Origin of the sequence: Actinomadura sp. K4S16 (genome assembly GCF_008327685.1) — a bacterium.
In the GTDB taxonomy this organism is placed as follows: domain Bacteria; phylum Actinomycetota; class Actinomycetes; order Streptosporangiales; family Streptosporangiaceae; genus Spirillospora.
This window is the reverse complement of record NZ_BDDE01000025.1, coordinates 37,076-55,014: the sequence shown is the minus strand read 5'-3', so window position 1 is coordinate 55,014 and position 17,939 is coordinate 37,076. Positions and strand designations below refer to the sequence as shown.

19 protein-coding genes are annotated in these 17,939 nt (G+C 69.0%); 10 read left to right on the top strand and 9 right to left on the bottom strand.

Annotated features, from left to right (window positions below):
- Window positions 1–133: 133 nt before the first annotated feature.
- Window positions 134–1,129 carry an aldo/keto reductase gene (locus K4S16_RS37200; protein WP_149263785.1) on the bottom strand — a complete coding sequence of 332 codons (996 nt, stop codon included), beginning with the start codon at window positions 1,127–1,129 and terminating at the stop codon, window positions 134–136.
- A 132-nt stretch (window positions 1,130–1,261) separates the two neighbouring features.
- On the opposite strand from K4S16_RS37200, the gene K4S16_RS37195 reads away from it, so the two are divergent.
- The 3 genes from K4S16_RS37195 (at window position 1,262) to K4S16_RS37185 (ending at window position 3,113) form a co-directional block, all read left to right on the top strand.
- A complete protein-coding gene (locus K4S16_RS37195; RefSeq protein ID WP_149263784.1) occupies window positions 1,262–2,122 on the top strand; it encodes a helix-turn-helix transcriptional regulator in 861 nt (286 codons plus the stop codon).
- Between the two features lie 76 nt (window positions 2,123–2,198).
- A complete protein-coding gene (locus K4S16_RS37190; protein WP_200842333.1) occupies window positions 2,199–2,693 on the top strand; it encodes an NUDIX domain-containing protein in 495 nt (164 codons plus the stop codon).
- Between the two features lie 18 nt (window positions 2,694–2,711).
- Complete coding sequence (locus tag K4S16_RS37185) at window positions 2,712–3,113, top strand: PPOX class F420-dependent oxidoreductase (protein ID WP_149263783.1); 402 nt, start codon at window positions 2,712–2,714, stop codon at window positions 3,111–3,113.
- A 17-nt stretch (window positions 3,114–3,130) separates the two neighbouring features.
- Here the strand turns inward: K4S16_RS37185 and K4S16_RS37180 are convergent, their stop codons facing one another.
- From K4S16_RS37180 to K4S16_RS37165, 4 genes are all read right to left on the bottom strand, one after another.
- On the bottom strand, window positions 3,131–3,697 hold the full coding sequence (locus K4S16_RS37180; protein WP_149263782.1) for a hypothetical protein: 567 nt from the start codon (window positions 3,695–3,697) through the stop codon (window positions 3,131–3,133).
- Between the two features lie 21 nt (window positions 3,698–3,718).
- Window positions 3,719–5,122 (bottom strand): sigma-70 family RNA polymerase sigma factor, encoded by a 1,404-nt coding sequence (locus tag K4S16_RS37175; RefSeq protein ID WP_200842332.1) that lies wholly within the window; start codon window positions 5,120–5,122, stop codon window positions 3,719–3,721.
- Between the two features lie 115 nt (window positions 5,123–5,237).
- Window positions 5,238–7,874 carry a tetratricopeptide repeat protein gene (locus K4S16_RS37170; protein ID WP_149263780.1) on the bottom strand — a complete coding sequence of 879 codons (2,637 nt, stop codon included), beginning with the start codon at window positions 7,872–7,874 and terminating at the stop codon, window positions 5,238–5,240.
- 1 nt (window position 7,875) lies between these two features.
- Window positions 7,876–8,178 carry a trypco2 family protein gene (locus K4S16_RS37165; protein ID WP_149263779.1) on the bottom strand — a complete coding sequence of 101 codons (303 nt, stop codon included), beginning with the start codon at window positions 8,176–8,178 and terminating at the stop codon, window positions 7,876–7,878.
- 485 nt (window positions 8,179–8,663) lie between these two features.
- Here K4S16_RS37165 and K4S16_RS37160 point away from each other — a divergent pair, with 485 nt between their 5' ends.
- A complete protein-coding gene (locus tag K4S16_RS37160) occupies window positions 8,664–9,602 on the top strand; it encodes a hypothetical protein (protein ID WP_149263778.1) in 939 nt (312 codons plus the stop codon).
- A gap of 42 nt (window positions 9,603–9,644) precedes the next feature.
- Here K4S16_RS37160 and K4S16_RS37155 read toward each other — a convergent pair whose 3' ends face one another.
- The 4 genes from K4S16_RS37155 to K4S16_RS37140 form a co-directional block, all read right to left on the bottom strand.
- Window positions 9,645–10,502 carry a hypothetical protein gene (locus K4S16_RS37155; RefSeq protein WP_149263777.1) on the bottom strand — a complete coding sequence of 286 codons (858 nt, stop codon included), beginning with the start codon at window positions 10,500–10,502 and terminating at the stop codon, window positions 9,645–9,647.
- Between the two features lie 232 nt (window positions 10,503–10,734).
- Entirely contained in the window at window positions 10,735–11,004 is a 270-nt protein-coding gene (locus tag K4S16_RS37150) for a hypothetical protein (protein WP_149263776.1), read from the bottom strand.
- Between the two features lie 353 nt (window positions 11,005–11,357).
- Window positions 11,358–11,924, bottom strand: coding sequence for a hypothetical protein (locus K4S16_RS37145; protein WP_149263775.1), 567 nt, complete (start codon window positions 11,922–11,924; stop codon window positions 11,358–11,360).
- Window positions 11,921–12,346: an ATP-binding protein gene (locus K4S16_RS37140; RefSeq protein WP_235037319.1), complete on the bottom strand. Its 426-nt coding sequence runs from the start codon at window positions 12,344–12,346 to the stop codon at window positions 11,921–11,923. The genes K4S16_RS37145 and K4S16_RS37140 overlap by 4 nt, the downstream gene beginning before the upstream one ends.
- Before the next feature lie 385 nt (window positions 12,347–12,731).
- Between K4S16_RS37140 and K4S16_RS37135 the strand changes: the two genes are divergently transcribed.
- The 6 genes from K4S16_RS37135 to K4S16_RS37110 all read left to right on the top strand — a co-directional run bounded on the left by K4S16_RS37135 (window position 12,732) and on the right by K4S16_RS37110 (window position 17,918).
- The gene (locus K4S16_RS37135; protein ID WP_149263774.1) at window positions 12,732–13,205 is read left to right on the top strand and encodes a hemerythrin domain-containing protein; all 474 of its coding nucleotides are present in this window, start codon (window positions 12,732–12,734) and stop codon (window positions 13,203–13,205) included.
- Between the two features lie 500 nt (window positions 13,206–13,705).
- Window positions 13,706–15,514: a hypothetical protein gene (locus K4S16_RS37130; protein ID WP_149263773.1), complete on the top strand. Its 1,809-nt coding sequence runs from the start codon at window positions 13,706–13,708 to the stop codon at window positions 15,512–15,514.
- A gap of 4 nt (window positions 15,515–15,518) precedes the next feature.
- Window positions 15,519–15,941: a hypothetical protein gene (locus K4S16_RS37125; RefSeq protein WP_149263772.1), complete on the top strand. Its 423-nt coding sequence runs from the start codon at window positions 15,519–15,521 to the stop codon at window positions 15,939–15,941.
- 5 nt (window positions 15,942–15,946) lie between these two features.
- A complete protein-coding gene (locus K4S16_RS37120; RefSeq protein WP_149263771.1) occupies window positions 15,947–16,450 on the top strand; it encodes a hypothetical protein in 504 nt (167 codons plus the stop codon).
- A gap of 395 nt (window positions 16,451–16,845) precedes the next feature.
- On the top strand, window positions 16,846–17,727 hold the full coding sequence (locus K4S16_RS37115) for a helix-turn-helix transcriptional regulator (RefSeq protein ID WP_149263770.1): 882 nt from the start codon (window positions 16,846–16,848) through the stop codon (window positions 17,725–17,727).
- A complete protein-coding gene (locus K4S16_RS37110) occupies window positions 17,724–17,918 on the top strand; it encodes a DUF397 domain-containing protein (RefSeq protein ID WP_149263769.1) in 195 nt (64 codons plus the stop codon). The genes K4S16_RS37115 and K4S16_RS37110 overlap by 4 nt, the downstream gene beginning before the upstream one ends.
- Window positions 17,919–17,939 lie beyond the last annotated feature (21 nt).

Below are 17,939 nucleotides of genomic sequence, written 5' to 3'. Positions count from 1 at the left end.
CTTGGCTTTTCTGTGGGACGAACCGGCGGGGCGCCGAAGATCCCTGATCCGGCCCGATGTGGCCAGGGTCACACCCCTCCCCCGCCCCGCGGGAGGCCGCCCGCGGGGCCGGAGTCCCACCGGAGGGCCGGGGTCAGTTGCCCACGCCGAGGCCGGACATGAACGCGGACGGGTACCGGTCGCCGCGGGCCGCGCCCTGCGGCACCGCCTTCCCGATCTCGGCGAGGTCGTCGGCGGTGAGGTCCAGCTCCGCCGCGGGCAGCGCCTCGGCCAGCCGCTCGCGCGTGCGGGCGCCGACCAGCGGCACGATGTCGGCGCCCTGTGCGGCCACCCAGGCGATGGCCAGTTGGGCGACGGTGCACCCCTTGGCCTCGGCGACCCGTCGCAGCGACTCCACCAGGGCGAGGTTGTGCTCCAGGTTCCCGTCGGCGAATCGCGGGCTGAAGCCGCGGCTGTCGCCGGGGGCGGCGGTGCGGCCGGGATTCCAGTGGCCGGAGATGAGGCCGCGGCCGAGGACGCCGTAGGCGGTCAGGCCGATGCCGAGCTCCCGCAGCGCGGGCAGCACGTCCGCCTCCACCGCGCGGGAGATCAGCGAGTACTCGATCTGCAGGTCGGCGACCGGGTGCACGGCGTGCGCCCGGCGGATCGCCGCCGCGTCCACCTCCGACAGCCCCAGGTGCCGCACGTACCCGGCGTCGATCATCTCCTTGATCGCGCCCACCGTGTCCTCGATCGGCACCGCCGGGTCCAGCCGCGCGGGACGGTAGATGTCGATGTGGTCGGTGCCCAGCCGGGTCAGCGAGTAGGCCAGGAAGTTCTTCACCGCCTCCGGACGGCCGTCCTGCCCGCCGAACTGGGAGCCCGGCCCCCGCAGCATGCCGAACTTGACGCTCAGCACGTAGCCGTCCCGGTCCCGGCCGCGCAGCGCCTCGGCCAGCAGCAGCTCGTTGTGGCCCATGCCGTAGAAGTCGGCGGTGTCGATCAGCGTGACGCCGCCCTCCAGCGCGGCGTGCACGGTGGCGATGCTCTCGGCGCGGTCGGCCACCCCGTAAGCGCCCGACATGGCCATCGCCCCCAGCCCCAGCGCGGAGGTGACCGGTCCGGTACGGCCCAAGGTTCGACTCTGCATCATGTTCTCCTCGTTCTCGTGCTCGTTTTCGTCTCCAACCCTGCGTCCGCGCCGGGACGCAGAGAAGCGGAGCGTTCATCGTGGGAGAGCCGCTCCCTGGATGGGCGCGCGGCCGCGAGGGACCATGGGGCCATGCAACGCGACCAGCTCGCCGACTTCCTGCGCCGCCGCCGCGAGGCGATCCGCCCGGCCGAGGTGGGCCTCGACGACGGCCCGCGCCGCCGCACCACCGGCCTGCGCCGGGAAGAGGTGGCGATGCTCGCCGGCATGTCGGTGGACTATGTCGTGCGGCTGGAGCAGGGCCGCAGCAGTCAGCCCTCGGTCCAGTTGCTCGGTGCGCTGGCGCGGGCGCTGCGCCTGTCCGACGACGAGCGCGACCACCTGTTCCACCTGGCCGGCCACCGTCCCCCGCCCGCCGACGGGGTGGCCCGCCTGGCCCGCGCCGGCCTGGTGCGCATGCTCGACCTGCTCGGCGACACCCCGGCCCTGGTGCTGTCGGACCTGGGCGAGGTCCTGGCCCAGAACCGGGCGGCCGTTCTGCTGATGGGCGACCACACCCGCTTCTCCGGCGACCGGCGCTACGTCGCGTACCGGTGGTTCACCGATCCGGCCCTCCGGGCCGTCTGCCCGCCCGAGGAGCAGGAGCATCAGGCCCGCCATATCGTGGCCGACCTGCGCGCGACCGCCGGCCGCCGGTCCGGCGACCCCGCGGTCGCCGGACTCATCGACAGGTTGGAGGCCGCCAGCGCCGACTTCCGCCGCCTCTGGGCCGAGCACGAGGTCGCGGTCCGGCGCGCCGACCGCAAGACCGTCCTGCACCCGCGCGTGGGCCGGATGCAGATGGACTGCGAGACCCTGGTCACTCCCGACCAGGGGCAGCAGCTGCTGGTGCTCACCCCGGCCGACGCCGAGACCCGCGAACGTTTGGAACTGCTGCGGGTCCTCGGCATCGAGGAGTTCCCCACGGGCGCGCCAGGCACGCCCGCACGGTGAAGCACCGGAGGCATGCACGCGCAGTATGAGTGCGCCGACGTCGCGATGGCGGATGGGCTTCACTAGCATCGCGGAAATGAAGATCCGGTTCGGCGCGCGGGCGCGCTTGGGGGCCGTGGCCGCGCCGGTGTGGAGGCGGCTGAGCGGACCCGCGCAGTGGCGCCTCGCACGGTTCCGGCACCGGACGTTCCTGGTGTACGCGGGCGGGATCGTCCGGGACGAGCAGGGCCGGATCCTGCTGCTCCGCCACCGGCTGTGGCCCCCGTACCGCGCCTGGGGCCTGCCCGGCGGATACGTCAACGCCGGCGAGCGGCTCGAAGACGGGGTCGTCCGCGAGGTCCGGGAGGAGACGGCACTGGAGGTCGAGGTCACCGCGCCGCCGCTCCACGTCGCGAGCGGCTTCCGGCACCGGGTCGAGGCCTACTACGAGGCCCGGGTCGTCGGCGGGCGCCTCGACCTCGACGCGGCCGAGATCCTGGAGGCCCGCTGGTGCCCCCTCGACGCGCTCCCGGACGAGATGTCGCCCCGCCTCCGGAGCGTCCTCGCCTCGCTTGACCTCGACCATGGTTGAGGTTGCAGCCTGGACGGTATGAGCCTCACCGACCACGAACGCGAGTACCTGTCCACCCAGCGGCTCGGCCGCCTGGCCACCGTCGGCCCCAAGGGCGACCCGCAGAACAACCCGGTCGGGTTCGCCTACAACGCCGAGACCGGCACGATCGACATCCGCGGCTGGAACCTCGCCGCGTCCCGCAAGTACCGCAACCTGCGCCACAACGACCAGGTCGCCTTCGTCGTCGACGACCTGGCCTCCGTCGACCCGTGGCGCGTGCGAGGCATCGAGATCCGCGGCCGCGCCGAGACCGCCGTAGAGAAGGTAGCGGAAGGCTCCCACTTCAGCGGCGACATAATCCGCATCCACCCTCACACCATCTTCACCTGGGGCATCGCCCCAGACGCCGAAGGAATGACCAAACGCACCACCGACTGACCACCCGCCGCCGTCCCCTAGGCGCTCAGTTCGTCGGGGCCGAAGGGTGGGAGGTAGATGGCGTCGTGGCGGACTACGCGGAGGCCGGGGTTGCGGGCGGTGGAGAGATCTACCTCGCCCTCCGCGTACAGGACGAGTTCGGTGAGCTCGTCTAGCGGCGGTAGCGGTCCGAAATCGCCGTGGGCGAGTGTGAGGGACTCCAGGCCCGCGATGCCGCGTAGGTCGGCCAGGTCTACGACGTCGACGTTCGACAGGATGAGACGGCGGACGGGCGTCCCGCTGAGCTGGCCCAAGTCCACGTTGGAGGCGGGGCCGGCGAGTTGGAGGAGGTCCCAGGAGCGTCCGGCCAGCGGTCCGAGGTCCATGCCGTTCTCGTCCCACAGCAGGGCCTCGGTAACGGAGGTCAGCCACCGGACGGGCTCGAACGTCCCCACCCACTCGTAGTCGGTGGTGAGCCGGCGTCGGCGCATGATCGGCTCGGCGGGCGGCGGGTCCTCGGTGTCGGAGCCGCCGAGGACGCGTCGCCACACAGGCCCGATGTTGACCCAGAACTCGTCCCAGACGAACTCCTCGTCAGCGCCCACTACGTCCCCTTCCTGTGCTGGTCAGCGAGGCGTCGCGAACACCTGCGTCCACCAGGGTCCGCCGGGGCCCTGCACGACCCCGATCCCGACCATCGTGAACCCGCAGTTCAGGATGTTGGCCCGGTGCCCCGCGCTGTTCATCCAGCCGTCCACGACGGCGGGCGGGGTCGCCTGGCCCTGCGCGATGTTCTCCGCCCATGCGCTCCAGCGGAACCCGGCGGCGGTGATCCGCTGCCCGGGGTCGTCGCCGCCGGCGCCCTGGTGGTCGAGGACGCGGCGGGACGCCATGTCCGCGGAGTGCCGCTGCGCGGCTAGGTGCAGGGCGGGCGAGACGCGCAGCGCCCGGCACCCCGCCCGGGCCCTTTCCGCGTTGACCAGCTTCACGACCCGCTGCTCGACGGTGGCCGGGGTGGGGCGCGGCGCGACGCGGTCCTTGTCCGCCGCGTTCCGGGGGGCGGGCTCCGGCGTCCGCGACGGCGTCCGCTGGACGGGGGCCGCGGGATCGGGCGCACGGCGCGGAGGCTCGCTCGGCAGGCTCCAGTAGACGACCGCCGCGACGGCGCCGACCGCGGCCGCCCCCGCCAAGGCGGCCGATCCCTTCCCGAGGACGAGCGAGGCCTTCCCCGCGCCCGCCGACGCCTTCGCACCGCTCAGCACGGCGTGCAGCGGGGACTCCGCGGGCATCGGCACCATGACCAGTCCCGCCAGCAGAGCCTCTGGCGGGACGAGGTCGCGTTCGCGGGCGGCGCATGAGCGGCATCCCCGGATGTGCTTCGCGATCCGCTTGCGCCACAGCGGGGACGGCCGCCCGTCCCAGCCGTCGAGGACGGGGCCGAGCGCGTCGCAGCGCCGCCCGCCCACCGCCCGGACGACGGCGCGGCACGTCGCGAGCTGCTTCTTCATCCGCTGCACTCGGACGGCGGCGTGCGGGGCCGACAGCCCGAGACCGTCCGCCAGCTCCTTGCGGGTGAGGTGCCCCGAGGCCTCCAGCCACCACAGCGCGAGCAGTTCGCGCTCATCCGGGTCGAGCCACCGCGTCGCCTCGGCGACTTCCCGGCGCTGCTCCGAGAGCTCCAGCCGCAGGACGGCCAGTCCGGCGAAGTCGTCCTCGGCGCCCGCCAGCCCGGCCATGGCCTGCGGGTCCACCGGCGTCCTGCCGCGCTGCGACGACCAGCGGCGGCGCACCTGGTTCATGGCGATGGACACGAGCCAGGACCGGAACCGCGCCGGCTCCCGCAGCCCGCCGAGGCCGCCCAGAGCGCGCAGCACCGACTCCTGGACGACGTCGTCCACGTCGGCGTGGCCGCCGAGCGCCCAGCCGACCACGTTGTACAGCAGCGGCAGATGCTCCGTGACCAGCCGCTCCCGGGCGTCGGCGTCCCCGTCCTGCGCCGCCCGGACCAGCACCTCCACATCCGTGCCCACACGCATCCTCGTCCTCCAGCGAGTACCGGCCGATCCCTCTGGAGACCTCCGAAACCACCAGAGATAACAAGAACCCCGGCAATTCTCCCGCAGGGCGGCGGCGGCGCGAGCGGTGTCAGTCCTCTTCGGGGAGGTCCGCCAGGATCTGCCGCACCTCGGCGGCCCGCGTGGGAGCGTCGATCTCGATGAGGAGGTCGAGCGCCTCGGAGTAGGCCCGCCGGGCATCGGACGGGCGTCCGGCATGGCGGTGGACGCTGCCCAGGATGCACAGCATGGTGGCCAGACCGGCCTTGTTCTCGATCTCCCGGTGGTAGTCGGCCGCCGGCCGGAGCACCGCCTCGGCGTCGGCGAAGCGGCCGAGGCCCTCGTAGGCAAGCGCCAGATGCCAGGCGCACCAGACGACCTCGTCGCGGTCGCCTCGGCGCTCGCTGAGCGCCATCGCCTGCTCCACGACGCGGGCGGCGTCCGCGTGCCGGTCAAGTTGGCGGTACGCGTCGGCGATGTGCGCGGCCAGCCAGATCTCGCCCGCCGCGTCGTCCCTGCCCCGGTAGATCGCCTGCGCCTCGGCATAGAGGTCGAGGGCCCGCTCGGCCTGGTCGAGGTCGCACTGGAAGTCGCCGAAGTGGACCAGCACCCACGCCTCCTTGCCCGGGTCGTCCATGGTGCGGACGACCTCAAGCGCACGTTCGTAGAGCGGCGGCGCCTCCGTCCCGCGCCCGAGGAGCCGGCGCGCCTCGGCCAGGTGGATCAGCGAGCCGAGTTCGGCCGGGGCGTCGCCCACGCGCCGCGCCGACTGGACGGCGAGAGTCTTGATCGCCTCCATCCCCTCCCAGTGCGCCCGGTAGAAGAACAGGCCGTAGAGCGACTCCGCGATCCGGACGACGAGCCGGTCCTCGCCCGCTTCCGCGGCGGCCCGAAGGCTCGCCTGCACGTTCAGGGACTCGTCCGCGAACCAGGCGATCGCGTCGGCCGGAGGCTGCTCGTGGGCGCCGGGCCGCGACATCCATTCGTGCAGGACGTCCCCGTACCAGTCCAAGGAGCGCCGGAACGCCTCCTGCCGCGCGGAGTCGGACTCCTCTGCCTCCATGCGTTCCCTGGCATAGAGCCGGAGCAGGTCGTGGAGGCGGTAGCGGTCCTCTCCGGCGACCTCGACCAGATGCCGGTCCGTGAGTTCTCCGAGCATGCGCTCGGCGTCCTCGTCGTCCACGTCACCGGTGCGCGCGACCAGTTCGGCGGTGAAATCGCGGCCCGCCAGAACGCCGAGACGGCGGAAGAGCCTCGCCGTTTCCGGCCGCAGCGAACGGTAGCTGAGTTCGAAACTGCTGCGCACTCCCCTATCTTCACCTTGAAGGCGGGAAATACGCCTGGTCTCGTCCTGGAGCCGGGACAGATAGCGCGCAGGAGACGTGCGCCTCATCACAAGGTGCGCGGCGGCGATGCGAATGGCCAATGGGAGTCCGGCGAGCAGTACGACGATTTCCCGGACGGACGTGCGGTCGCGTTCCACCACGTCGGCGCCGACGATCCGTTCGAACAGCCGGAGCCCCTCGGGATCGGGCAGGGGGTCGAGCCGGAGCCGGTCGGCGCCGTCCAGCGAGGCCAGCGTGGTCCGGCTGGTCACGACCACGGCCGTCCCGGGCGTCTCGGGCAGCAGCGGGGCGGCCTGCCGCGCCTCGGACACGTTGTCGAGGAGCAGCAGGCTGGGCCCCTGCCTCAACCGCTTCTGGAACTCGCGCCGGCGCTGCCCGGGATCGCGCGGGAGCCTGTCGCCGGACAAGCCGAAGGCGGCCAGGACCTCAACCATGGCGGCGTCGGCGGTGGCGGTCGCGGCCACGTCCACGCGAATGCGCGCATAGGTGAAAGTGGAGGCGAGCCTGTGGGCGAGTTCGTTGGCCAGTTCGGTCTTCCCTACCCCGGCCATACCGTGCAGGACGACCAGCGGGCACGTCTCGGTCAGCCGCTCGGTGAGCAGGGTCCTTGCCTTCGCGACCGCCTCGTCCCGGTCCGTGAAGTCCGGGAGCGACCGGCGCAGGTTCACATGCCCGGAGGAGGGCGGACGGGGACCCGGCGGGCGCGGGAGGCGGACCAGGTTCCCTAACCCGAGTTCCCGCCCCCAGGGTGTGTCCCGCATCGTGTCGGCCCAGGTGTCGAGTGGGGCGACGGTGAGCACGGACACCCCCTCGGGGACGTGATGCTCTGTCACCACGCCGACGGCGAACTCGTCAGAGCCGTCCTGGGCGAGCACCACGCTCCCGGACATCCCCTGCCACTCGCTCACGCCGCGCCCGCCGGCCGAACGGGGCATGGAGGAGACGCGCAGTTCCAGCAGGTTCGTGCGCAGGTTCGACCCGGTGGGGATGACGCCTTTCAGCTGAGCGCTGTCGCGCTGGCGGATGTCGGCCGACTCCAGCCTCCGCTCCTTCCACCTGGGGAAGCCGGTCGCCCAGCACGGGCCGACCTCCCCCGTCCGCGAGCGGTCGACACGGGCGAACCTGACCGGCGGCAGGTCGTCCGGTGCGAAGTCTCCGGTCACCGCGAGCATGGCGAGGTCGCGGGCCTCGTCCACCGCGACCGCTTCGGCCGGACGCTCGGCCCCGTCCACCCGCCGGACGAGCAGGGTCTCGGCGTCCACGACGTTGTGCGCCGCCGTCAGCACCCACCGCCGCCCGACCAGGTAGCCGGACCCCACATGCCACCCGTCCGTCGGGCCGTAACGCAGAATCTCGACCGCGCGAGCCGTGAGTCCGGACATCTCAGGGCTTCGTGCGGAGGCCGCGGGTCACCTTGATCGGACGGCCGTCGTCGTCGACCGGCGGTTCCAGGGTGACCGTGACGCGCTGGATCTCCTCCCGCCGGTAGGAGCCGTCGCCGCCCAGTTCGAGGACCCAGAATTTCGCCTTGCCGGACGCCCCGCCCTGGCGCGTGACGCCGACGTGGAACTCGAGCTGGATCTGGCCCACCTCGAAACCGAACTCCGCTTCCTTCCCGGCCTCCAGCGCCTCCACCAGCTCGGCGCGGAGGGCGGCGATGGTCTCAGCGAGCCCGAGTTCACCCATGCATTCCTCCACTATCCGCATTGGAGACGTGATCATTAATGCCGGATGCCGCGCCGAGACGGCCCCACGCTGCAATCGTCCAAGAGCCTCGTGATCGAGACGAGGGCTACGGGCTCACACGGCCGGAAAAGGCCAGTCCGCGCGTCCGCAGACGCGATCCGGCCGGAGGGGCCGGTGCGGGCGGGGTTCGCGCGCTCGTGTCGCGCACGTGCAGGATTCGCACGTCAGCCGCACGGACAGTCGAGACACGGTCGTCCGCCTTTCGAACAACGCCATTCCCATAACGTCCGCCAGGCCATTTACGGCCAATGTGGGCGATGGGCTCAGCGCGCGTGGTAAAAAATTGGGCACGGCCGACCCCGGCCCCACGGATGAGCATCCGAATGAACTGGGCAGGAACACCGTTCCACCCCGCTGTCCTCCGCCGCTTTCCGCGGCGGCTCCGCATGAACGGAGCCGCGTGAAGACGACTGTCAGGAAGCCCTATGAACAAGGAACGCGAAGCGCCCCCGCCCTGGTCTCCGGCGGTCAGCACCGAGTGCCCGGTCGGCGTCGCGCACCAGGCGTGGATCGAGGCGTCGATCACCTGGTTCGTCCAGGAGTTCGGCCGCGACCCGCTGACGCGGCCGATCGTCCTGCCCCGGTCGGATCTGCGGTCTGCCGGCTATACCGGCACACCGGAACAGGTCGACGACGTGGTCGCGAAGACGTGCGAGTTGATGGAGATCGACCGGTCCGAGCTCACGGTGGAGCTGTTCGACCGGTCGGACGAGGACGCGGCGGCCCAGGAAGGCAAGCGCGCGGTCGGGCACTACTACGTGAAGGACGGCCGCGCCGTCATCGGCCTGGACGTGACGGAGGCGTCCGACGCCGCCTACCTGATCGCCGTGATCGCACACGAACTGTGCCATGTCCGCCTCCTGGGCGAGGAGCGGATCACCACCGAGCGCAAGGACCACGAGCGGCTCACCGACCTCCTCACCGTCTATTTCGGATTCGGCGTCTTCAGCACCAACGCCGCACTGAGATTCGGCGAGACGACCCGCGGCTTCTCCGTTCAACCCCTGGGCGATCTGGACGAACGCACCCTGAACGCGGCCCGCAACGACGGCTATTCGCGGCTCGGGTATCTGACGGAGCGCGAATTCGGCTACGCGATGGCCTGCTACGCCTGGCTGCGCGGCGAGACCGAGCCGCCGTGGGCCGGCCACCTCGATCCGGGGCCGCGCGCCTTCCTGCGGCAGGGCCTCGCCTACCTGTCCCGCTCCGCGCCGCCGGGCGAGTTCCCGACCCGCCGGACCGGAGGCGTCCCGGTCTCGGTCCGCGTGGTGCCGAAGCCCGACCTCGTATGGCTCGGCGGCCTCTACCTGATGTTCGACCGAACCGAATGGCCCCCGAGAGCCCCCGGCCACCGTCCGACCTGACCTCTCTCGCGGCGTGCCCGGGCTACCGGACTCCGCCGGCGGTCAGGGAATCCTGGGATCGACGACGAGGACGCTCGGCGCGGCGGCGGCGTCGAAAGGAACCCTCACCCGCATCCGATCCATTGCGCCGGTCGCGTGCAGGGCACGGACATGGACGAGCCAGCAGCCGGACTCCCGCTCGATACCGAGGAGAGTGATCGTGTGCTCCGCGTGGCCCGTCCTGACGACTTCGGCCCGCGCCAGCTCGAAGGCCCTCTCTTCGGTGACCGGCGCCGCACGGCCGAAGCGTTCACGCAGCGCGCGGAACAACCTCCTCACGGCGCCGTTCGTCGCCGCGTCCGCCCTGTTGCCGATGATCCCTCCGGCGGCGACCGCAGCGACGTACGTACCGGCGGTCACGGCGTGTTCAACGAACTCCGGTGCCGACTGAGCGATCGCGCCACCCCAGGCAGGCGCAGGGGGATTCGGACCGTTGTCCGGCACAACGGGTCTGTCATCGTGCGACGGCCGGGGCTCGGCGCTGGGCGCTCCCGGTTCCGGCATGTCGAGCCACAGCCGCATGTTGGCCTCCCAGGCGGCTCGGCGGCCCTGATCAGAGAACTGGTAGATCTGGCAGCCCTCTATCAACCTCGTCCAGGCACCATGGGGCAGATCGCAGCGGTGCCCGGCCATCGCCAAAGCCGCTGGATGGAAATCACCGGAACCGGCCTCCGCGAGCAGCGCCGCCTGCCGAGCGATCTGGTGTATCGACGGACATGAGCCGCCAAGATGGGGGGCCGCACCGCCCCACGGCCCATCCGCAGCCTCGTACTCGCTGACGAGCGTCTCGGCCAGTTCCCGAAGATCTTGTATGAACCGTTCCCAAAGCTGAGGATCTGTGGCGGGGGGCTCGGCGGTCATTCCCCTAGCATCAGGCCTGCCGCACCAGGGGAACAACCCGAATGGCGCGTCCTGACGGCCTGTGGCGACTACCCAATTCCGGCATCGCACGGTCAACCGCTCATGACCGATCTCTCACCATACCGGGCCAACAGCACATGGCCCGCCCACGATGGCCCCCGCCCCTTCTGTCCCACTGCGAACCGCTCTCAGCAGCAACCAGCCGGGCATAGCGACCCAGATAGGGCCACGGTCACTTCACCGGACCGGACGGCCTCCGATGCTGTCGCAGCAACTCGAAGGCCTCACGCCAATGGAGATGCGAATGGTCCTCGGCCAGCGCGGTGTGCTCATCACAGAACCAGGCCACCCAGGAGGGATGGCCGACCCACCCCTCCCGATCCCGATCCTGTTCGAGCGCCTCCTCCTGCGCATTGATCCCGAACCGGACGGCCGTGAAGGACGAGGCCGGATCCCCTTCCCGAAGCGACCGATCGCAGAGAAAACAGTGCGGCGGCATCATGCCCACTCCTCTCAGCGGCGCTCACGTCCACAAGAATGGCGCACGGGACACACTGCCAGGCATCACCGCGGCCACCGGAAGGCGCGCGTAGACGGTCAGAGATACAGACCTGTGTTCTCGGAAGCCCTTCGGGCATGACAGGCCGCAGGTCAGCACGGCGGAGGGGCGATGGTCTGGCGTAGCACCCAGCGAGATTCGAGGGCTCGCCGCATCTCCAGCACCAGCCCGTCCATGCGGACGGCGGCTCGCCATCGAGTTCGTCGGACGCGCCGCCCAACACGAGGTCGGCGAGGCCAAGCGCGGCGCGGTTGCGACAGTTAAGGCGCGTCTGCCTAAGTGCGGGAAGAGGCTGTCTACAGTCCTGCACGGTAGCGGGTGTATTCGCAGGCGAGGAGTTCGACGGGCATGGAGGGCCAGCGGCTCAGCGCGCCCGTGTGGCGATCGATGACCAGTAGCGGGGTCGGGTCGTCGGCGAGGTCCTCGGCGGCGCGGGCGACGAAACCATCCGGGAAGTCCTCGATGGTCAGCGGGACGGGGCGGCCGTCGTGCCAGAAGTACGCGTCCGCGCGGCGCCAGGCCTCGGCCCGGTCGACCAGTGCTGGGCGGACGCTGTAGGCGGCGAGGACGTGCGCGAGGCCGCGCAACGTACGGCACTCGCGCGTCCCGCAGCCACGGCAGACCGGTTCGCCGTGTGCCCCCTCACCGGGGCGGTGCGCCGACAGTACGCAGGTGAGCGCGGCGGTGCAGGCCAGCACAAGGCGGCGCGCCTGGGCGATGAACTCCTGGCTGGAGCGGTCGAGGCTTCCGGCCTGGACGAGGGCGGCGTCGATGGAGTGGGGATCGGCGCGCATCGCGGCGGTCATCGCGGCGTGGACGCGCTGGTGGACCTGGTCGTGCGTCCAGGAGGCGGGCTCGGTCACGCGGCCCACTCCCCCGCGAAAACAGCGGTGACCGTGCGGCCCTCGTCGTTGCCGTGCCATCCCCAGCTCGCGGCGGTGAGCGAGATGGTCCGCAGGCCTCGGCCGGACTCGGCCAGCTCCCCCGCGTCCAGCGCCACGGGTTCGCCGGGGCCGCCTTGGTCGGCGACTGACACCACAACCAGGCCGCCATCCTGGACGATCTCGACGGCGAACGAGCCGCCGTCCTGTCCGGACTTGGTGTGCCGCAGCGCGTTGACGACCAGTTCGTCGGCGGCAAGTAGGACGTCGTCCAAGTAGGGGAAGCCCGCCAGCAGGCAGCCGACGAACCGCCGGACGGCACGGGCCTGCTCGGGCCCGCCCGGGAAGGAGCGCCGCCACCGCAGCGGCGCCGGCTGTGCTGCCGGAAGCATTGTCGGGGACATCGGAACACCTCGGCTCGTGATGGACTTCAGCGTCGCGGATCTGGCGGATCTCTCCTTTGTCCGCAGGCACATCGTCACATTGAGTCGCTATCCGAGTACGGAGAATCAGCGCTCACCCTCCCCCCGCAGGGGATTCAGCACAAGCACGCGTCTCACGTCCGCTCTCCGCATGTGCGAGGTTCTCACCCCGAGGCCCCAGGGCCAAGGCATCACGCAAGCAGCGCAACAGGGCGGCGGCATTTCCCGTACGCCAAGCGTCGTCGCCGTGATGACATGTGATCGATATGGTGAGGGGCAGCGTCGCGTGCCGGTGACGGACCGCGTCAGGCATGGAGGCGCCGGATCTGGAAGGTGGTCACCATGACCCTTCCCCGCGCCCGCACCGGTGAGTGAGGGCCAGAACAGGCTGATCGCCTGGAATCGTGAACTGGCGGCCGCACACCAGCGGCTGCGCCAAGCGCTGCACCTCGCACGCCGGGCACTCGATGCCGGCGACAGCGCCGAGGCCGCATCGGCGGGCAGCGATCTATTGCTGTACTGCAAAGGGTTCTGTGCCGCGCTGGAGGGCCATCACCTCAGCGAGGACGCCGCACTGTTCCCCGAACTGGCGGCGCGCCATCCCGAGCTGCGTCCCGTGATCACCAAGCTCCAGCAGGACCACGAGTTGATCGCCTCCCTGCTGACGCAGTTCGACCATGCGCTGTCGACAGGCGGACCCCCCGACGTCCTGGCCTCCCACCTGGACGGGCTCGCGGCCATCATGGAGTCCCACTTCCGGTACGAGGAACGACAACTGCTGGACACCCTGGCGGCACTGGAACTCGACGTCGACCCTCGCACCCTGCTCGGCCCTCTGTGAGGCACCCGTCCACCGGTTCACGCTCTCGGACACGGCGGGCTCTTGCACTGTTCCCTGCGTGCCCCAGACCGCCCATCTCACCCTGAAAACGACATCATCAAAACACTTGAATGATCCGTCGTGTGATGCCGCAACGTTCCAGCCGCTTCAGACGAGTTGACGAATCGACGGGAAAACGGCATACGACCCCAGCGATACGCGCACGGGAGAGAAGCGTTCGGAATATCGGCACGTGCAAAGTTCGCACGTGCGCGATTACATAGGGCACGGCTTTGCCCTGATGTCAGCCCCGCGCGTCAAGGGCTCCGCCTGGCGGGCTGCCCGACCAATGCCCTGGAACCGGTCCGCCTCCCCCCAGTGAAAGGGCTGCGAGCGTGGGCGTGGACAATCCCCCCGGTGGGCCGGGCAAGGGCCCTGAGACCACCGACAAGCCCACCCCACCCGACACCGGGAGCACGTCACCGCACGACCATCCCGGAGCAGACGGCAAGACGCCCCGCATGGACAGCCTCAGAGCAGCAGGCTGGAAGTTCCCCGAGCGACCCGAAGCCGGCAACGGGCAACCCGCCGACCGCGATCCGCAGACCAACGGCTTTACCAGCGGCCCACCCCGCGACCAGGCGCAGCCCCCCGGCACCCCTCCGACCGAAGCCAAGCCGGAGGCAAAGAAAGACCCCGAGACCGACAAGATCGGCACTGGCTCCCAGCCGACCGAAAAGCCTGACGACGACAAAGCCGACCCGGCACAGACCGGCAACGGCAGCCCCAAAGCGGAGAAGTCCGGCCAAGCCAAGCCCGAGGACCCCCGCCAAGACGAGGGCGAGCGCGGCAACGACCGCGAGGCCAAGACCGACCGATCCGAGACCGGTGAGACGGCGAACCAGGGCGACCTCGACAACAAGGACCGCCCCCAGGACAACGCCAGTTCTGCCGGCGACCAGACCGACGAGCCCCAAACACCCCCGCAGCCGCCCTCCCGCCTGGAACACATCGCCCGCACGCGCGAAGCACAACAGCAACACGCAGAAGAACTACGAGCCAAGTTCCAAGACGCCCAGCCGCCCAACGGCACCGCCCAACCAGTTGACAGCGAACCCGGCGACAATGCCGCGCCACGGCAAAACGAGAACGCGGAAGGAAACGAGCCCGGCCCAGAAGCACAGCCCCCAGCCCCCGAGGCATCAATCGGCGAGAACGGTGGCGGCGACCCACCCAACGATCTATCCCCACCCTCCGCCCCCGAGAACGACGGGGACCCCCGTGCATCAGAGACCGGACGCGTTCAGGGCCCAGAGCAGGCCCCCCTCCCCCCGCAGGACTCCCAGAAGTCCGGAGACGGCAGCGGCCAGCCCCCCGAACCACCTGCAGACCGCACGCCACCCACCGAAGGCCAACCTCCGGACCAGCAGAACAGACCACAACCAGGCCGAGAGACCGACCAACGCCCCGAACCTCATGCTGAGCAAGTAGGAGAGGGGGACGGTGAGGAGCCTCTCGGGCCAAAAGAAGGGACCTCGGGCGAACCGAAGGCCGAGGACGGGGTCACCGAGCCACCCGGCGACGGCAAGACAAGCGACCAGAAACCCGACGACCACTCGGCACCCCCATCCGAAAGAACTGACGAGAACACCCAACCTCCGGAAGCCCAAGGCGGCCAAGGCGACGGCCGTGATAGGAATGCCGAGGGGGACGGCAACGAGTCGGCCCCGAAAGAAGCCAATGAGCAAAAACCCGAGGCCCGCCCCAACCCCATCATTTCCGAGATATACACCGACAGCCAAGGCCAAGTACACGTCGAACCCCGATACGGACGACAGCAGACCGATGAGTCCGAGTCCGGCAGGGAACTGGCACGAAACGAACCGGAGACCACAGAACCGGCAGGACTCCCGACCAGGGAAGACCTCGACCCCGTGGGTGCCAGAGGCGGCGAACCGGGCCGCGGCGAACTCCGCGACCCCGAGGACGATCCAGAAAATCGAGAAGCAAATGACGAAGATACGGAGGCCCTTGCTCGCTGGAAGCAGAAGGGACGCGATTTCATCCGAACATCGGATGACGTCGCCGACACTACAGAGAAACTCGCCAAAGACATAGGCAAACTACTCAAATGGGATCGACCGACCGGCACTGCAGTGAGCAAGCCCGCCATCGAAGTTAAGCCACATCACGAAAGCATCCAGGGCGCCAATGCGGCTATAGGAATACTCGGGACGGGGATAGTAGTCTACGAGGTCGCACGCCTTGGTCGCGTCGGAATACGTAAGATCCGAGTCCAAATGACAGGAGCAGAGCGTGCCAATAACTGATAACATGGCCGCCACCTTGCAGGCACAACTTGCAGGCCGAACAGATGATCACTTGAGGCTATTGCGAGAGCTGGACAAGGAGAGTGTTCAGGCAGATTATCCGGTACTGGTTGCCGCAGCCTTCTTTCTCGCGACAAATCGCCGCTTCGGTAAGTGTGACCCGAAGACTGTCAAGTCTCAGATAATTGAGTTTGTGGCTTCTCTTCGGGGAAGGACACCAGAGGCCACAGAGAAAATTGACGCACACATCGCAGAGCGACTGCTGCTGGCTGTTCTTGGCGAAGGGTCTATCGCCGACATCGACGACAGGGCAGTCTACACAACCGAGTTGTTCCTGCTTGCAGGCTTGATTGCTGATGCAGATCTGAACGATGCGGAGCTGGCCTCATTCATAACGAAAGCCAGAGCAATGGCCGACGAGGAATAACGCAGTTGACAAATTTCCTAGAGATACAGATCACGGAGGAGAACATACTGGCGCTGCGGTCCTTCCTACTGGAAGGACCGGAGGCGTGGGTCCCCCTGAAGGACAAGATCCAGGCGAACAACAAGACGGCGGCCGGCCACATGTCGCTGCTCTACGGGGCGTTCTGTGTTGCGGTACGTCGGAAATTTTCGCCAGCTTACACGGTCGACGAGATAGTCCAACTCGTGGCCGAAGTACGAGTCAAGGCCCAAGAGGACGCAGGGTTGATCAACGTTCCCTTAGCCGAGGACATGGTTCGCGCTGCCGTCGGCGCACCAACACTTCACATTGGCGGGGCAGACGATTTGAGAGCTGTGCTCTACGCCGAGGTCTTCATCCTGCTCTACCTGATCGCCGAAATGGACCTCGACCGCGCAGGGCTGGAGCAGTTCATCGAGGAAGTCACCGCCTATACCGAGCAGTGGCTTGCGGCGCGGCGGGCCGAAGCCTCCACTTCCGCCTCCTCTTAAATCCTGAGAAGTCTGACTAGATAGCCAATCGTATGCCCTCGTCCCATTCATGGCGGGGTTAATCGTTGTGGTACGGGATCAGCCGATGCCGTGCTGGTCTCACCGCGCGTCTCAACTGGACGGCCGTCGGAAGGGACATGGGAGGTGGCTCGACTCCTGGGTTACTCCCGCAATTCCCGCAAACTTGGGTATGGGCGGCTCACATGGGGACTTATCCGCCTTAACCGGATTGGCGGCGGTCGTACCGTCCAACTTCTGCACGTGCGGATTTTGGCCTCGCGTCGGCGTGGCCGGATTTTGTCGGGGCGTGACTTTAATATTGCCGGACATCGTTCGATTGCAGTGAGTTAGCGATCAGTACGGACCGTGTCCTACGCGATATCGGGAGGACGGCCATGCCGAGCCCCTACGTCCGCCGCCGCCGGCTGGCGGGTGAGATCCGCAAACTCCGGGAGAGCCGCGGCCTTACGACCGACGACCTCGCCCGCCTCGTCTTTCACTCCCGGACGAAGATCACCCGCCTGGAGAACGCCCAGATCCGCCCCGATCTGGCCGAGATCATGAACATGCTCGACGCCCTTGAGATCACCGGCAGCCAATACGACCGACTCCTCCAGCTCGCCCGCGAGGCCGCCCAGAAGGGGTGGTGGGACCGGTACGGCATGTCCATGGGCCCTCGACAGAAGCTCGCGGCCGACCTCGAATACAACGCCAGCACCGTCCGCAGCTACGACCAGACCGCGATGCCCGGCGCTCTACAGTGCCCTCCGTTCATCGAGGCTCTCATCAGGCTCGATGAAAGCCAGGGGACGCTCGAATACCAGCCCGACCGGATGACCGAAGCGCGCGAGCATCGGCAACGCGAGTTGCTCCGGCCGGACGGACCGTTCTACGAAACGGTCCTGGACGAGTGCGTCATTCACAGACTCGCGGTGCCACCAGAGGCGATGGCCGCCCAACTCCGTCACATGATCGAGCTGGCCTTGGAGGCCGAGCGGATCACGATTCGCGTCCTGCTGCACAACGCCCGCATCCCTGGGGGCTTCCTTCCGAAGTCGTCCTTCTACCTCTACACGTTCGCCGATCCCGGCGACCACCCGATGGCGATCGTCGACACGGTGACCACGGACCTCGTTGTTACACAGCGGAGCGAGGTCACGAGGTACACAGAAAGATATGACCTCCTGAGAGAGGCCGCCCTGTCCACGGAAGACAGCATCTCCTTCCTTGATCGGGTGGCCAACAGGCTCGCCGACCAGACAGGATCGGGTACATGAGCAAGCACTTCCACGGCTGGCGCAAGTCTGGCTACAGCGAACCCAACGGCCACTGCGTCGAGGTCGGCCGGGCTGCCGACGGCACGATCGGAGTCCGCGACACCAAAGGTCACGGTGACGGCCCGACCCTGGAGTTCAGCAGAGACGCATGGCAGCACTTCATCCGCGAGATCCGTGCAGACGACCATTGAGCTCATCCGGACAAGATCGGC

Excerpts from the sequence above, each read along its gene's own strand:
- K4S16_RS37125 (WP_149263772.1), top strand. The coding sequence starts at position 15,519 with ATGGCCGCCACCTTGCAGGCACAACTTGCAGGCCGAACAGATGATCAC.
- K4S16_RS37110 (WP_149263769.1), top strand. The coding sequence starts at position 17,724 with ATGAGCAAGCACTTCCACGGCTGGCGCAAGTCTGGCTACAGCGAACCC.
- K4S16_RS37190 (WP_200842333.1), top strand. The coding sequence starts at position 2,199 with ATGAAGATCCGGTTCGGCGCGCGGGCGCGCTTGGGGGCCGTGGCCGCG.
- K4S16_RS37150 (WP_149263776.1), bottom strand. The coding sequence starts at position 11,004 with ATGATGCCGCCGCACTGTTTTCTCTGCGATCGGTCGCTTCGGGAAGGG.
- K4S16_RS37155 (WP_149263777.1), bottom strand. The coding sequence starts at position 10,502 with ATGACCGCCGAGCCCCCCGCCACAGATCCTCAGCTTTGGGAACGGTTC.
- K4S16_RS37170 (WP_149263780.1), bottom strand. The coding sequence starts at position 7,874 with ATGTCCGGACTCACGGCTCGCGCGGTCGAGATTCTGCGTTACGGCCCG.
- K4S16_RS37130 (WP_149263773.1), top strand. The coding sequence starts at position 13,706 with ATGGACAGCCTCAGAGCAGCAGGCTGGAAGTTCCCCGAGCGACCCGAA.
- K4S16_RS37140 (WP_235037319.1), bottom strand. The coding sequence starts at position 12,346 with ATGTCCCCGACAATGCTTCCGGCAGCACAGCCGGCGCCGCTGCGGTGG.
- K4S16_RS37185 (WP_149263783.1), top strand. The coding sequence starts at position 2,712 with ATGAGCCTCACCGACCACGAACGCGAGTACCTGTCCACCCAGCGGCTC.
- K4S16_RS37115 (WP_149263770.1), top strand. The coding sequence starts at position 16,846 with ATGCCGAGCCCCTACGTCCGCCGCCGCCGGCTGGCGGGTGAGATCCGC.
- K4S16_RS37160 (WP_149263778.1), top strand. The coding sequence starts at position 8,664 with ATGAACAAGGAACGCGAAGCGCCCCCGCCCTGGTCTCCGGCGGTCAGC.
- K4S16_RS37195 (WP_149263784.1), top strand. The coding sequence starts at position 1,262 with ATGCAACGCGACCAGCTCGCCGACTTCCTGCGCCGCCGCCGCGAGGCG.
- K4S16_RS37200 (WP_149263785.1), bottom strand. The coding sequence starts at position 1,129 with ATGCAGAGTCGAACCTTGGGCCGTACCGGACCGGTCACCTCCGCGCTG.
- K4S16_RS37165 (WP_149263779.1), bottom strand. The coding sequence starts at position 8,178 with ATGGGTGAACTCGGGCTCGCTGAGACCATCGCCGCCCTCCGCGCCGAG.